Source organism: Phenylobacterium sp. J426 (assembly GCF_024699945.1).
Taxonomy (GTDB): Bacteria; Pseudomonadota; Alphaproteobacteria; order Caulobacterales; family Caulobacteraceae; genus Phenylobacterium.
Map to the genome: position 1 here is coordinate 408,070 of NZ_JAJOMY010000001.1, position 13,258 is coordinate 421,327.

Sequence of the window (13,258 nt, forward strand, 5' to 3'; positions counted from 1 at the left end):
GTAAACCGCCAGGGTTGCAAGCGCTCCGCAGAACGGCCTTGATCCTCCAGTGGCTAGAGCATGCACGCTCGCCGCGGATTGGGAGGCGGCGAGATGGCGAACCTGAAGACGACGGCGCGGCGGGAAGCCTACGAACGCGAGGCCGCGGCCGCGCGCGTGGGATACGCACGGGGCGACCTGCGCGAGGCGTTCCGCCTGGCTGAGCGCGCGCACATCCTGGGCCAGCCGTGGTTCGACGCCCACAGCTGGACGCACTGGCTGATGCTGAAGATCGGCTGGGCGCCGCCGCGACGCACGCGAGGTGCTGGGCCAGGTGTTGCGCCTTTCGACCGGCGGGCTGCTGTCGCTGCTGGGATGGCTGCCGCACGGCAACACCGGCGGCGCCGACGTGCCGCCCAAGAAGCCGATGCCGATCCCGGATGACCTGCGCCCCTACTGCGAAGCGCCCGGCGCGCGCTGAGCGCGCCGGGCCTCGCCTCAGGCGGCGACGGCGTTCGCCGGCTGACGGGCGTGCAGGAAGTCGCACGCGCGCTGGGCGTGGGCCGCGGCGGTGAAGACGAACCGCCGGTCGCCTTCAAGCACCTGCAGCCAGCTGTCGATGTAGCTGGCGTGGTCCTCGCGCGGGGTGAGCTCCAGGCCGAGGTCCGCGCAGAGGAAGGCGGCGCCCAGTTCGGCCACCAGCTCCTCCCGCGCGTAGCCCTCGTCGCCCCAGCGCTTGCGGCCGAAGTCGCGGTCGAGGCGGCTCGGGTGGCGGGTCCAGTGCGTGCACTCGTGGGCGAGCGTCGCGTAGTAGGCCTCCGGGTCCACGAAGGTCTCGAACGGCGGGCACTGCACGTAGTCTGGACCAATGGCGTAGTAGGCTTGGCCGCCGCCGTGGCGGATGTCGGCGCCCACGGCCCGGAAGAAGGCCTCGGCATGCTCGACCCGCTGCTGCGGCTCCGGCTGCGGTGCGGCCGGGGCGTGGAAATGCGCCGGCAGGCCCTCGATCTGTTCGACGTTGAACACGGTGTAGGCCTTCAGGAAGGGGATCTCGCGTTCGACATCCTGGCCGTCGTCGCCGGCTTCGGTGCGCTTGACCCGGTTGGCGTAGACGACAGTCGCGCCGTGCTCGCCCTTGCGGATGTGGGCGCCGAGCGCCAGCGCCTGGCGGAAGGTCATCCAGATCGGCGCGGCGTAGCCGTGGGCCACGGCTTCGGCCCAGAGCAGGACCACGTTGATACCGCTGTAGGGCTCGCCGGAGTGGCGGAGCGGGCGGCTGATGCGGCCGGCGAGGTGCTCGGCGGACCAGGGCTTGGTCCAGGGGCGGACGCCACGCTTCAGGTCCTCGACGATGGCTTGGGTGACGCGGCTGTAGAGGTCGGGGCGAGTGTGTTTGGGCGCGCGCGACATGGCGGCCTCCTTGAACTTGGATGATGGGGATGGGGCGCCGCCCCGCCGTGCGGGGCGGCGGCTCGGGGCGGTCAGTCGGCGCTGCGGCTGCGGGACCAGATCAGGCTGTAGCCGTCCTCGGCGTCGACCAGGCTGGCGTAGATCGGCGCCGGGAAGCTGGGGTCGTCGAGCTTGACCGAGAGGTAGTCGCGGTTCTCCCGAGAGGTCTTCTTCCAGGCGGCGCCGAATTCGGTCTGGCCGGAGAAGATGCGGAAGTCCGGGGCCTTCTCGTTGTCCTTGTCGGCCGCCCGGAACTGGGCCTGCTTGACGTTGAGGGTGAGGGTCTTGATGGCCCCGCTGTAGGAGCCGTCGGCTTGCTTGTGGAAGGCGCCGATGGTGGCCATGGGAAGTCTCCGTTTCGCTGGCGAGCCGCGCCCATCGCGGTCTCGATGGCGATCGGTCGGGCGGAGCCAGGCCGGACCTTCACCCTGCCGGGTCCCCACGCGCCCGCGCGTGGGGTGGCGAAGGGCCGGAGCGCAGCGGAGGGCGCCCGACCCAGAGGCTTTCTTGCCTCGCGAGGAATGAGGCGAACGCCTCAGGGGAAGAAAGCCGGCGGGTCGGCGTTGAAGGTCCGGATCGGCTTCGCCCAGATCAGCCAGCGAGAGAGACCGCGTCCGGCCGGGACTCGCGCGACGAAGACGTATGGCCGCCGGGGCCGCCAAGCATCGGCCTCACGGAACGGGCTCAAGTCCCTCGTTCGAGCCGGAACGAACCGCAGGTTGACGAAGTTGACGAGATTGCCCACCTTGACATCCCGGGAGCTCGCCATGACCCACGCCGTCACCAAGAAGACCGGAACGCCAGCCGGGGTCGCTCAGCGTAGCGCTGCGACCGGTGGCTTCGGCGGTGCTGCGCCCGCCTCCGCCCAGGCGGACCCGGAAAGCCCAGCCCTCGCCGCTCTGCTGCAGCAGGTGGAGCGCGCCGTTCGCGCCGCCTACAGCACGGGCCGGCCGACCCAGCTCACCGTCCGGCTGCAAGGTCCCTCATCCCAGGTGGACATCGACGTCGAGCCGCTGTCGGCGGACGCGCTCCCCGCCGACATCGAAGCAGAACAGGCGCTGCTGGGGGCCCTGCTGTACGACAATGACGGGTTCGAGCACCTGGGCCCCGCCCTCACCGCGGTGGACTTCTACGAGCCGTTCCACCAGCGGCTGTTCGCCGCCATGGAAGACGCCTGGCGCAGCGGGAAGCTCGCCGAGCCGATCCTGATGGCGGAGCAGTTCTCGAACGACGCGGCGTTCAGAGAGCTAGGCGGCGTCCGCTACCTGGCCGACCTGGTGGATCGCGCGCCATCCACGACAGACGTGCCGACGTTCGCCGCGCGGATCGGCGGGCTTGCCCTGCGTCGACGCCCCCCGGCGGAGGATGAGCTCGAAGCCGCCCTCCGCGACGCGCGCGCCCGCGGCGAGGCCCGTGCGGCCGAGGTCCTCGCCGCGCCTGACATGCTGGGCGCCGACGACTTCGCCGGGCTGATCGGCGCCACGCGCGAGACCGTGCGCCAGAAGCTCAAGCGCCGGGAGATCCTGGGGCTGCAGGGCGCGAAGCGCGGCGTCCGCTACCCGGCTTGGCAGGTGACCCGGGACGGCGGCCTGCTACCGGGCCTGCCGACGGTGTTCGAGCTGCTGGGCGACAGCCCCTGGGCGGTGTTCCGCTTCCTGACGCAGCCGTCGCCGGCTCTGGAAGGCGAGGCGCCGAAGGATAAGCTCCGCAGGGGCAAGGTCGCAGAGGTCCTGGACCTAGCTGAGAGCCAGGCGCGCGGAGATTTCGGCTGAGTGGCGACCGAACCGCCGGAGGGATTTCGCACCCGCTCGCTCGTCCTGCACGACGAGCCGGCCGGCGCGAAATGGCTGCGGCTCTATCGCCGGACCTTTCCCGATCCCTTGGGGTTCGGAAGGTCGGCGAAAAGCCGGTTCAGCCCGCCGCCTGAGGCCGCCGACCGATACGGCGTCGTCTATCTCGGCTCATCGGTGAATGTGACGGTCGCCGAGACCCTGGTGCGGGATCGCGGCGACGGCCGGCTTGGCGACCTCCCGATCGAACTTGCCGAGTTCGAGGCCTGGGCTTGCGCGGAGATCGAGGTGGTGACGCCGCTGCGGCTGGCGGACCTGCGCGGCGACGGGCCGCTGCGCATGGGCATCCCGTCGGACGTGGCGCATGCGGCGGACTGGCGGCTGGGCCAGCTCTGGTCTGCGGCGCTCCACGCGCATGACCTCCAGCCCGATGGGCTGATCTACCTGTCCCGGTTCACTGGCGAGCCGAACCTCGCGGTCTTCGAGCGGGCGCTGCCCAAGCTCGCTGCCACACGAATTGGAGCCCTGCTGGACCGGAGGGCGCAGCTTGCGGCGACGCTACGGCGCCTGGGCGTCGCGATCTTCTGACCGCCGCCCGGCGGCCGTTGGTCCGCCAACAACCGCCGCATGTCTGTCGCCCGGCAATGGCCGCGCTGAAACCGTGGACAGAGGACCACGGTTCGAGGTTCCATAGGATTGGGTCGACAAGACGACGTTCGGGAAGATGCCGGATCGGGACATCAATCGCCGCAGGGCGGAGGAGCTGCTGCGTCAGGCAGCCGAGACACAGAACCTCGCGGAACGGAGCCGGCTGATCGGCGAAGCCACCATGTTCCACATGCGCGCCGTGGAAGCCGAGGTTGGGAAGCTCGAAGGCGATCTTCACGCAACTCGAACTCCAGAGGAAGATTAGGCAGAGGGAAGCCCGCGCAGGCGGACCCGCGCGGGCGAGTTGGCCGAGCAGGAGCGCCTACTCGGCGGCCATCGCCGGCGAGTCCACCGGCGCCTCCGGCGTCTCGGCCTTCGTCGTGCGCAGCAGCGGCGGCAGCCATCCGGTCCCCGAAAGCAGGACTTCGGCCGTCTCCACCATCTCGGTCTTCTTCTGGTCGCTGATCCGCTCCGCGACCTCCGCCCCCCGCGCCTCGGCGACGGCCTCCAGGATGCGCGCCTTGGTCACGCGGCCAAGGTAGCGCTCGGCGGTCGGCGCCCACGTGGTGGTCATGTCGAGCCCCGCGGCGCGCGCCAGCCGCTCGACGTGGTCCCAGGCCGCCGGCTTGCGGTCGAGCGGATTGCGCACGGCGCTGATCCCGAGGCTCACGCAATGGGCCAGCAGGTCCATCAGCTCGCCCGCCCCGAAGCCCGACACGGCGTCCCACGCCTTCGAGGGCTCGCGCGGCAGGCGCGCCGCCCAGGCCTCGTGCCGTTCGGCGATCCGTCGTCCAGCTGGGCTGTCGCTGACGCCCGGCGCATGGCCGCCGAGGTAGGCGCTGACCAGCTTCACCTCCACGCACGACGCCTGCTCGCAAGGCGGATAGAAGGCCTTGAGCGCCAGGGCGTGCACCAGGGCGGTCAGCGCCAGGGTGGGGTCGGTCGCCACGGCGTCGCGCAGGCCGACGGTCCGGTAGGCGGTCAGGTCCAGCAACAGCCGTTCCGACAAGGGCGCGCCCGCATCCTCCTCGGGCTCGGCCTCCTTCGGCGCGGTTCCATCGCTGTCACCATCCGGTTCCGTCTCGCCTTGGGCATTGTCTTCGGCTTCGGCCTCCGCCACCGGCAGTTCGTCCTCGGGCCGGATCAGCCCTCGCTCGATGCGGGCCTGCCCGTCATGGCCGAGGATCACGAACACGCCGCCGCGCGCCACCTCGTCGGGATCGTAAGCCGGCCCGTCGCCGAAGGCGTCCAGGGCGGCATCAATCTCCTTGAAGCGGGCCTCCACTTCGGGCGGCAGCTCCTCCACCGCGTCCCACTGGCTCACCAGGGCGTCGTATTCCTCGGAGAGAGCGTCGATCTGCGCCTTGTCCGGCTCCGAGCGCTCCACCGGGTGCGGGTAGACCCGCCGCATCCCGTGGCCGTGCGGGTAGTCGAGCGAGGCCGCCGCCCACTTCCAGCCCTCCTGCGCCTGGACCTCCGAGGCGATGGCGTCCAGCTTCTCAGTCACCAGCCGGTCGAGCAGCGGCACGTCCTCGAACCAGCCGCCGCCGTCCTCGGTGAAGAGGTCGCGCAGGATGGTCCCCCCGGCCTCGCCGTAAGCCTCGGCCCCCACGAAGATCGCCCGCCGGTCGCTGGCCGGGACCTTGGCTTCGGTCATGGCGCGGCGGATCACCCCCGGCGAGCGATTGAAGGTGAGCTGGTCATAGACCTGCTCCTGCCGCCCATGATCCTCGCTGACCGCGAAGGCCATCAGCTGATCGAGCGCCAGCCCGCCCTCGCGGTAGATCGCCATCAGCTTGGGCGAGACCGCGCCGAGCCGCAGACGCTGGCGCACCACCTGGGCCGAGACGCCGAAGCGCGCCCCGATGTCCTCGGCGCCAAGACCGCGTTCTGCCGCCAGCCGCCGGAAAGCTTCGAACTGGTCCGCCGGGTGCATCTCGGTGCGGGTGACGTTCTCGTCCAGGCTGATCTCGTGGGCGTCGTTGGTCGTGTCGACCACACAGCGGACGGGCTCGCTCTTGCGGACCTCCTTGCGCTTGAGGCGGAGCAGCATGGCGAGGCGGCGGCCCTCGCCGATGGTCACCAGCCAGAAGCCGGTGGGCGCGCCGTCCTCACCCACTTCCGGCTCCACCACCGGCGCCTGCAGCATGCCCTTGGCGGCAATGGACGCGGCCAGGGCCGCGATGGCCGCTTCGCCGTGCGGGGTCTTGCGGGCGTTCTTCGGCGACTTCTTGAGCTTGTTGAGGGGCACTTCGATCACAGCGCCGGACTCGATCACGGTCTGGACGGTCATAAGGTCCTCCTTGGGCCTGGGTTGCAGGCGCACGCCGCGCCTGCAGCCCTGCCCGTCGGCGAGACCGGGTGTGCAAGCGGAGGGGCGGCTTCGCGGGGAACCGGCTGCAGGGTCCTGGAGGCCCGTCAGCCTGTGGCGCCCGGCGGAGGGGACCGAAGCTGGGCGGAAGCCGCTCCGAAGCGCGCCGAGGGCGGAGCCCTACGATGTCCTTTTGCAAGTGGGTAGACGTGCGAACCCCCCTCCGCGCCGCAGGCGCGGAGATTCCGGTTGTCGGAGTCCTGTTGGGTCGAGGGCGGGATGGCGAAGGCGACGGTCGATCAAACTACGATGCGCGGGTTGGGTACCGCATGAACGCGTGTCGTCGCGGGCAGCCTCGTACTAAGCACGGGCGTCAGCCGATGGCTGGCCCAAGGGGCTCTCGAGGATCACCCTGACCTCCACCCCGCCCCCGGCCGAACAGGCCGGCGGGGCTACGCGCTCAAGGCGCCGCCGGCTTGACCTGCTGTCCGATCGCCCAGACGAAGCCCGCCAGTTCGCGGGCGATGGCGGTCACCACCACGGTGGGCCTCTTCCCCGAACGAGTGAGCTTGCGGTACCGCTCGCAGAGCCGGACCTGCGCCTTCCAGGCGATGTCGCGCACCGGCTTCGGCAGGCGCACCAGCACCTCAACCTTCTCGCCGGCGACGCGCGGCGGATAGCGGTAGCTCCAGGCCGCCTCCACGAGCATGCGTCGGGCCTCGCTGTTGCCGGTCTTGGTGATGCCGCCGCGGTAGACGTGATCGCCGCTGGATCGCTCGGACGGAACCAGGCCGAGATAAGCCATCAGCTGGCTCGGGCTCTCGAAGCGGCCGAGGTCGCCGATGCCGGCCACAAAGGTGACGGCTGAGATCATCTCCAGGCCCCGCAGGCCGCGCAGCGCCTGCACCACCGGCCCCATCGACCAGGTGGGCAGCAACGCTTCGATCCGGGCGACGAGCTGGTCGCGCCGATCCTGGGCGGTGAAGATCGCCTCGACGTAGTCCTGGAAGACGATCTGGTGCACCGGCTGCTCGAACACCTGCTCGGCAAGCCAGACCCGGTGGCGTTGCGTCCACGGCTTGCCCTTCGGGTAGATCCGGCCATGTCGCAGCAGGAACGACAGGAGCTGCTGGCGGGCTCTCATCAGGGCTCCGACCGCGGCCAGCCGGGCCCGCACCAGGTCGCGCATGGCCTCGTGAACCGGGTCCGGAACCCAGACGCGCGTCAGGTCGCCCGAGCGGTGCAGGATGGCCAGCTTCTGGGAGTCGCGCCGATCCGTCTTCACCCGGTCGCCCGGCTTGCGCGGGATCAGCGACGGCGCGACCACCATGCAGCCGTGGCCGAGCTCGATGAGCTGCCGGTAGATGACGTAGCCGCAGCCACCGGCCTCGTAGCAGAACTCCAGCGGGCTGCCGTCCTTGGCCAAGCGCCTGGCCAGCTTGCCGACGTCCGTCGGCGTGTTGGGGATCTCGCCGAGAAAGCGCACCGCGCCGTCGCGGCCCTCCTCGGCGATGCTGACCGCAATGCTGAGCTTATGAACGTCTAGACCGATGTAGACCGTGCCCATGCCTTCCTCCGATGGTGCTGCATCGGATCAGGATGCGGCGCCTGACGGCCAGCCGGGTCCAGCGCCGGCGGGAAGGACATACGGACTAAGCGGGCGCCGGGCCAAAGGCGCGGCGATGGGAACTATGACGAGGCGACAGCATCCGCTTCAAGCAGGTCGAGAACCGGACATGCGGGCGCATCGGCTTGTCCGTCGCACTTGCGGATGGTGTCACTGAGAATGGTCTCCAGCCGGCGAAGATCAGCGATCTTTGCGCGGACCTCGTCCAGGTGCATCGCGGCGAGCTTCTTGACGTCACCGCACGCGCGTCGCCCAGGCTGGGCCAGGTCCAGCAGCGCACGAATCTCATCCAGGGAAAACCCAAGCTGTCGGCCCCGCCGGACAAAGACGAGGCGTCGCAGATGGTGATCCTCGTACACGCGGTGGCCCGCCGCGGTGCGGTCCGGCGCCGGCATCAGGCCGATCGCTCATAGTAACGGACGGTCTCGAGATTGACGCCGCTGGCGGTCGCCAACCCCCCGATCGTGAGGCCTCGGGAAGCGCGCATGTGATTAAGCCTTGACCCTGTAGTCGCTACGGGTGGGAGAGGTAGCAACGGTTAGAGGGAAGCGCGAGCGTGACAATCCAGGCGACAGCATCATCCGCGCGCAAAGACGCGGCTCTTAGTTGGTCAGCTGTTTGCGCCGCGTGCTTGGCGGTATTCGCCTGGGCCGCGTGCTGTGTGCTGCCAATGGCGCTCGCGGCCGCAGGCCTGGGCCTAACCGGGGCAGCCTTCGTCGCCGGCCAACGCCTGTGGCTGACCATCGGCGCAGCCCTGGTCCTGGGCGCTGGCTGGTGGCGCATCGGACGCCGGGCGCGGGCGTGCAAGATCGCTGGGGGCTGTGCGCCGCCTTCTCAGCTGTCCGTGATCCTGCTTTCACTCGCGACAGCGCTGCTGGTGCTGGCGATCCTTTGGCAGCCGTTCGTAGAGCCAAAGGCCCTGATGATCCTGAGGACCTTACGCGCATGAACGCGATGACCTTTGAGCTACGCTCCACGCTGACCTGCCCCGAGTGCGGTGGGCGGACAACGGAGACCATGCCGACGGACGCCTGCCAGTATTTCTATGACTGCCCGTGTTGCAGCGCAGTTCTGAAGCCGAACGCCGGCGATTGTTGCGTCTATTGCTCGTACGCCGACGTTCCGTGCCCGCCGGTCCAAGAAGCTCGCGCGAACGGCGGAGCACCGTCGTGCTGCAGCGCCGCCAGCGGCTGAAACGTTACGCGCCGGCGACCGCTTAGCAAGGATGCGGCCGCAAGGAGCCTGCGCGCGGCGGAGCCGGCGCTGCATGGCGGGACGCTGCCGCGAGCGGCGGGCGGCGCGACGCGCCCGAAGGGTCGCTCCCGCAGGAGCCGCGCCCGGCGCGGCGGGACCGCGAGCGACCGCCCGGCGCTCTCCCTAACGCTGCGAGAGCGTCAGCTTCCCAGGGTGCGGACGGGCCTCGTGCGGCGCTGATGCACGTCGGGCGAGGGTGCGCGTTCGAGCACCTGGTCCGGAGCCGGGTCCCGGCGCGCCGCCAGCCAGGCTTGGACCTCGTCGAAGCTCCAGGCGACGCAACGGGGCGTGAGGTTGAAGCGACGGGGGAACTCGCCGCGGCGCTCCATCTCATAGATCGTCGTGTCGCTCAGCGGCACGAGCCTCCGCAGCTCCGCACGTCGGATGCAGCGGGTGATGACAGGGTTGGGCATGAGCGCGCTCCGCAAGTTTCGAAGGACTGACAAAGTCACCTTCTTGCGAGTCGACCTGAGGGAGGAGCGGCCCCACAGGGCTGGGGAGCGGGGGCGTTGCGGGGGGCGCTCCCCCGCTGGAAGGGGTCGGACGAGACCGTCAGGGCTCGACCGCAGGGGAAGGGTTTCCCCTCTGAACTTTAGGCTACGCTCGCTTCAGGCGGACACCTGGCCCGCCAGCTTGATCAGCGGCGATGAACACCACCCCCGCTCCTTCAAGCGCCTGCTGCACGGCGTGAACGTTCGCAGCTGTGCTCCGCCCAGGCCCAACCTCACCTTCCATGCGTCGGATGGTCTGCAGGGAGACACCTGCGGCCGCGGCAAGTTGGGATCCACTCCACCCAAGAAGGGACCGCGCCGCTCGAATTTGCGCGGCGGTCACCACGACAAGGTACTTTTTGATACTTTCATGGTGCTTTTAGATTGATCTGGAAGCGTCATCTGTGGCACTAAAAGTCTAATACACCGGAGAAGCTTAATCATGGGCTCACGTCAATCGGCGGCGGGCGAGCGCGCCCGGCTGCCTGCGCTCTCCCGACGAGCCGTCCTGGTCGGGACCTCGGCGGCGGCCACCGCGCCTCAGGCTGGCGTGGCCCATCCGCTCCCGTCCGTCACAGCGCCCGGGACCGCCACGGGCCTCTACCGGCGCTGGGTCCATCTGGATCGAGAGATCGAGCGCCTGCTCCTGCGCTGGGGCGACATCGAGGGTTGGCTGTTCGAGACGCACAACTGGCACCGGCTGAGCGAAGCGGAGCAGGCGGCTTTGCCTGCGGGGCAGGCGCTGCGGGACGTGGACGCGCAGCTGAAGCGGCTGTGCGCGGAGCGGGACGGCTTGCTCGACAAACTTCCCCGGTCCGGCGCCGACACGCTCGAGACCGTCGCCGCGCGGCTGGCGGTCGTCGAGCGGCTCCTCTACCGCGACGACCATCCCGAAGCGTACGACATGATCCTCGGCTCCCGACGCGATCTCACGACGCTCGCGGCCCGTTCCGGGGAGCGCCCTTGATCATGGGCTCAGGACGTCCTCCCGTCGCACACCCGGCGCGCTTGGCAGCGGTCTCCCGCCGGACCCTGCTCGCCGGCGCCTCCGCCGCAGCCGCCGCGCGCCCCGTCGGCGCCGCGCCTCTGCAACTGCCGGCGGGCTCCTCGTCTCCGGACCCCACGAAGCCCTACCGGGCCTTGCTCCACCTCGACGCCAGGATCTCCCGGCTACGGCGCCGGTGGGCGCGGCTCGAAGCCTATATCGAAGACCAGCCCTCCCAGCCGGGAAGAATGCTGGCAGGCGCGCAGGAGCTCCGTGACATCGATGGTATGCTGGAGCTCCTCCTGGAGCAGCGCGCCGCGCTGCTGGAGGCCCTGCCCAAGCAGGGCGCGACAAGCCTGGAGGAGGTGATCGCCCGGCTCGCGGTCGCCGAGCAGCTGATCTGGACCGACGACCACCTGCAGGCCCAGGCGATGATCGCTGGCTCGCGCCGGGACCTCACCGCACTCTTGGGCGAGCGTCGCCCGCCGGCACGCTAGTCCGATGGAGACCCGCTTGGAGGACGCGCTCGCCTATCTGCTGGACCTGCGGCTGCGCTGCCGGGGAAACCCCGAGGCCATAGCGCTGGTCGACCGTTGCCTTGCGCTGCTGGCGCGCGCGGAGCGCGCGGACGCCGCCGAGCTGCCGCAGCTGGAGGCGGAGATCGAGGCCATCCGCCTAGAGCTCGCCGAACGCTTCGGACCGCCCGGCGAGTTCGTGCGGCACTGACCTGCGCCAACGATCAACCATGCTGAGCGAAGACCCAGGTCTTGCCGCCTGAAAGCAATAAGAGCGTGGCGTAGGCTTCGCTGCGTCCATCGTCCCGCACTGAGACGTGTTGGAGACTAGGCCGTCTTCATGGAGCTGCTCGGCCGCTGCTTTCAGCTTTGGCCCTACATTGTCGACCTCGTTGGTAAAGCCTTCGCCAAAGATCGAAAGGACCCCGGAAGCCCCGAACACCTCCGCATAACTTTCCCATCACGGGAGAGTCTGCCGCCGTACTTGGTTCCTGCTCTTGTAAATCCGGAACGCTGGCTGCGCTGTAGGCGTTGCCGCGACGGGAACAAAGGGAACGCCCATGCTGACGAACAATGGACTTGCACCACCCTGGCTCATGACGGGCGCAGCGATCGCCGTCCTGGGTCTCGCCGGGTGCAACAAGAACAACGAGAGCACCGAGGCGCCGGCCGCGACCCCGCCAGAGTCGGCGGCCTCACCCGCGAGCGCCAATGCGGCGATCCCGGCCAGCGGGCCCGCGGCGGTCTTCATGCCGATCGAGTCGGACATGAAGCAGAAGATGGCTGCAGCGGTCGGGTCCACCGTCGAAAGCACCTGGGCGATGAAGATGATGGCTCACCACCAGGGCGGTATCGACATGTCGCGGGCGCTGCTCAACCAGTCCCCCAACGGGGCGATGCACGACATGGCCCAGAAGACCATGGACATGCAGACCAAGGACCGCGCCGAGCTCGACAAATGGGTTCAGGCGCACGCCGGCGGGCAGGGCGGCCAAGCCAATCCGTTCGCCGAGATGGAAGCGACCATGAGCCAGAAGATGATGGCGGCGACCGGCGCCGACGCGGACCAGACCTGGGCGCGTAAGATGATCGAACACCACCAGGGCAGCATCGACATGTCGAAGCGGGTCCTGCAGGACGCGAAGGACCCTGAGATCCGGCGGATGGCGCAGAAGACCATCGACATGCAGACGAAAGAGATCGCCGAACTGCAGTCGAAGCTCGGCGGCTGATCCCACCTGCCGCCGGCAAGCCACCGCCGGCGGCAGGCCCGATCATGAGGGGTTCATGTGCCGGGTGCGTATATCCCTTTGAATACTTCAGTCGGGATATCCACCATGATCCGTCATCACCTCGGTGTCGCGGTCGCTGCGGCGACCCTTCTCGTGGCCTCGCAAGCCGCCGCCCATGCGAAACTCGTGTCGTCGAACCCGGCCGCCAACGCCACGGTCGCCGCGCCGAAGATCATCACCCTGACGTTCAGCGAGAAGCTGGTGCCGGCCTTCTCCAAGTTCGAGGTGGTCATGCCCGAGCACGGTGGAATGAAGGTCGCTGTGAAGACCACCGTCTCCAAGGACGGCAAGAGCCTCACGGGCGCGCCCACGGCGGCGCTGAGCGCCGGCGCCTACAAGGTTGTCTGGACGGCGGCGACGGCGGATGGCCACAAGATGTCCGGCGAAGTCGCCTTCAAGGTTGGCTGATCGTGCTTGAGCCTGCGGTCATCGTCCTCAGGCTGGCGCAATATCTAGGAGCGATGGTCCTGATGGGATCATCGCTCTTTTTCGTCTACGCACTGCCGGGGCGAGGAGATGGATCCGCGGCCGAGGCGCCATGGGCCAGCCGACTTCTCGCTTGCGCCGGAACGCTCCTGGCTGCGACGGCTCTGTTGTCGATCCTCGGGCAGGCCAGCATCCTCAGTGGCTCCTTTTCCGAAGGGTTGAAGCCCGAGACCCTGAGCGCCGTCGCCACCGGCATGGATCTCGGCAAGGCGGCCATAATCCGCGCCGCGGCTGCGGGGCTGGCGGTGCTGCTGATCCTCGTCCTCAAGCCCTCTCGCACCACCTGGATCGTGGCGGCCACGCTTGGCGCGATCGCAACAGCAAGCTTGGCCTGGATGGGTCACGGCGCGGCCACAGAGGGGTCGGCGCGTCCCTTCATCTCGTCTCTGACATCCTCCACGCCTGGGCTGCGGCGGTGTGGATCGGCGCGC

The 13,258-nt window shown here is 69.3% G+C and carries 17 protein-coding genes and 2 pseudogenes; 12 read left to right on the forward strand and 7 right to left on the reverse strand.

The window, feature by feature from the left end; all coding sequences use genetic code 11:
* Positions 1-93: 93 nt before the first annotated feature.
* Both LRS10_RS24815 and LRS10_RS02120 read left to right on the forward strand, forming a co-directional pair.
* A pseudogene (locus LRS10_RS24815) lies at positions 94-261 on the forward strand (DUF3703 domain-containing protein); the annotation flags it as partial.
* A 25-nt stretch (positions 262-286) separates the two neighbouring features.
* Positions 287-460 (forward strand): annotated as a pseudogene (locus LRS10_RS02120) (DUF3703 domain-containing protein); the annotation flags it as partial.
* Positions 461-477: 17 nt separating this feature from the next.
* Here LRS10_RS02120 and LRS10_RS02125 read toward each other — a convergent pair.
* Both LRS10_RS02125 and LRS10_RS02130 read right to left on the reverse strand, forming a co-directional pair.
* Positions 478-1,389, reverse strand: a complete 912-nt coding sequence (locus tag LRS10_RS02125; protein WP_257835817.1) for an ArdC family protein — start codon at positions 1,387-1,389, stop codon at positions 478-480.
* A 71-nt stretch (positions 1,390-1,460) separates the two neighbouring features.
* A complete protein-coding gene (locus LRS10_RS02130; RefSeq protein ID WP_257835818.1) occupies positions 1,461-1,772 on the reverse strand; it encodes a DUF736 domain-containing protein in 312 nt (103 codons plus the stop codon).
* A gap of 423 nt (positions 1,773-2,195) precedes the next feature.
* Here LRS10_RS02130 and LRS10_RS02135 point away from each other — a divergent pair, with 423 nt between their 5' ends.
* The 3 genes from LRS10_RS02135 to LRS10_RS02145 all read left to right on the forward strand — a co-directional run bounded on the left by LRS10_RS02135 (position 2,196) and on the right by LRS10_RS02145 (position 4,131).
* Positions 2,196-3,200 (forward strand): DnaB-like helicase N-terminal domain-containing protein, encoded by a 1,005-nt coding sequence (locus LRS10_RS02135; protein WP_257835819.1) that lies wholly within the window; start codon positions 2,196-2,198, stop codon positions 3,198-3,200.
* Complete coding sequence (locus LRS10_RS02140) at positions 3,201-3,806, forward strand: RES family NAD+ phosphorylase (RefSeq protein ID WP_257835820.1); 606 nt, start codon at positions 3,201-3,203, stop codon at positions 3,804-3,806. It abuts the gene before it with no gap.
* A gap of 136 nt (positions 3,807-3,942) precedes the next feature.
* Complete coding sequence (locus LRS10_RS02145; protein WP_257835821.1) at positions 3,943-4,131, forward strand: hypothetical protein; 189 nt, start codon at positions 3,943-3,945, stop codon at positions 4,129-4,131.
* A gap of 57 nt (positions 4,132-4,188) precedes the next feature.
* Here LRS10_RS02145 and LRS10_RS02150 read toward each other — a convergent pair whose 3' ends face one another.
* The 3 genes from LRS10_RS02150 to LRS10_RS02160 form a co-directional block, all read right to left on the reverse strand.
* Complete coding sequence (locus tag LRS10_RS02150) at positions 4,189-6,159, reverse strand: ParB N-terminal domain-containing protein (protein ID WP_257835822.1); 1,971 nt, start codon at positions 6,157-6,159, stop codon at positions 4,189-4,191.
* 478 nt (positions 6,160-6,637) lie between these two features.
* Positions 6,638-7,744, reverse strand: a complete 1,107-nt coding sequence (locus LRS10_RS02155) for an IS110 family transposase (protein WP_257835823.1) — start codon at positions 7,742-7,744, stop codon at positions 6,638-6,640.
* Positions 7,745-7,866: 122 nt separating this feature from the next.
* Positions 7,867-8,199 carry a MerR family DNA-binding protein gene (locus tag LRS10_RS02160; protein ID WP_257835824.1) on the reverse strand — a complete coding sequence of 111 codons (333 nt, stop codon included), beginning with the start codon at positions 8,197-8,199 and terminating at the stop codon, positions 7,867-7,869.
* A 236-nt stretch (positions 8,200-8,435) separates the two neighbouring features.
* Here LRS10_RS02160 and LRS10_RS02165 point away from each other — a divergent pair, with 236 nt between their 5' ends.
* Positions 8,436-8,753: an MFS transporter permease gene (locus LRS10_RS02165; protein ID WP_257835825.1), complete on the forward strand. Its 318-nt coding sequence runs from the start codon at positions 8,436-8,438 to the stop codon at positions 8,751-8,753.
* Entirely contained in the window at positions 8,750-8,998 is a 249-nt protein-coding gene (locus LRS10_RS24200) for a GDCCVxC domain-containing (seleno)protein (protein ID WP_293383824.1), read from the forward strand. The genes LRS10_RS02165 and LRS10_RS24200 overlap by 4 nt, the downstream gene beginning before the upstream one ends.
* Positions 8,999-9,198: 200 nt before the next feature.
* On the opposite strand, the gene LRS10_RS02170 is transcribed toward LRS10_RS24200, so the two are convergent.
* Together LRS10_RS02170 and LRS10_RS24820 are read right to left on the reverse strand one after the other, a co-directional pair.
* Positions 9,199-9,471, reverse strand: coding sequence for an AlpA family transcriptional regulator (locus tag LRS10_RS02170; protein ID WP_257835826.1), 273 nt, complete (start codon positions 9,469-9,471; stop codon positions 9,199-9,201).
* A 184-nt stretch (positions 9,472-9,655) separates the two neighbouring features.
* Positions 9,656-9,895 carry a multiprotein-bridging factor 1 family protein gene (locus tag LRS10_RS24820; RefSeq protein ID WP_367133058.1) on the reverse strand — a complete coding sequence of 80 codons (240 nt, stop codon included), beginning with the start codon at positions 9,893-9,895 and terminating at the stop codon, positions 9,656-9,658.
* A gap of 96 nt (positions 9,896-9,991) precedes the next feature.
* Between LRS10_RS24820 and LRS10_RS02175 the strand changes: the two genes are divergently transcribed.
* The 5 genes from LRS10_RS02175 (at position 9,992) to copC (ending at position 12,749) form a co-directional block, all read left to right on the forward strand.
* Entirely contained in the window at positions 9,992-10,516 is a 525-nt protein-coding gene (locus tag LRS10_RS02175) for a helicase (RefSeq protein WP_257835827.1), read from the forward strand.
* Between the two features lie 173 nt (positions 10,517-10,689).
* Entirely contained in the window at positions 10,690-11,031 is a 342-nt protein-coding gene (locus LRS10_RS02180) for a hypothetical protein (RefSeq protein WP_257835828.1), read from the forward strand.
* Positions 11,032-11,047: 16 nt separating this feature from the next.
* A complete protein-coding gene (locus tag LRS10_RS02185; RefSeq protein ID WP_257835829.1) occupies positions 11,048-11,260 on the forward strand; it encodes a hypothetical protein in 213 nt (70 codons plus the stop codon).
* A gap of 349 nt (positions 11,261-11,609) precedes the next feature.
* Positions 11,610-12,281 (forward strand): DUF305 domain-containing protein, encoded by a 672-nt coding sequence (locus tag LRS10_RS02190; protein ID WP_257835830.1) that lies wholly within the window; start codon positions 11,610-11,612, stop codon positions 12,279-12,281.
* A gap of 105 nt (positions 12,282-12,386) precedes the next feature.
* A complete protein-coding gene (gene copC / locus LRS10_RS02195) occupies positions 12,387-12,749 on the forward strand; it encodes a copper homeostasis periplasmic binding protein CopC (protein WP_257817735.1) in 363 nt (120 codons plus the stop codon).
* Positions 12,750-13,258: the final 509 nt, after the last annotated feature.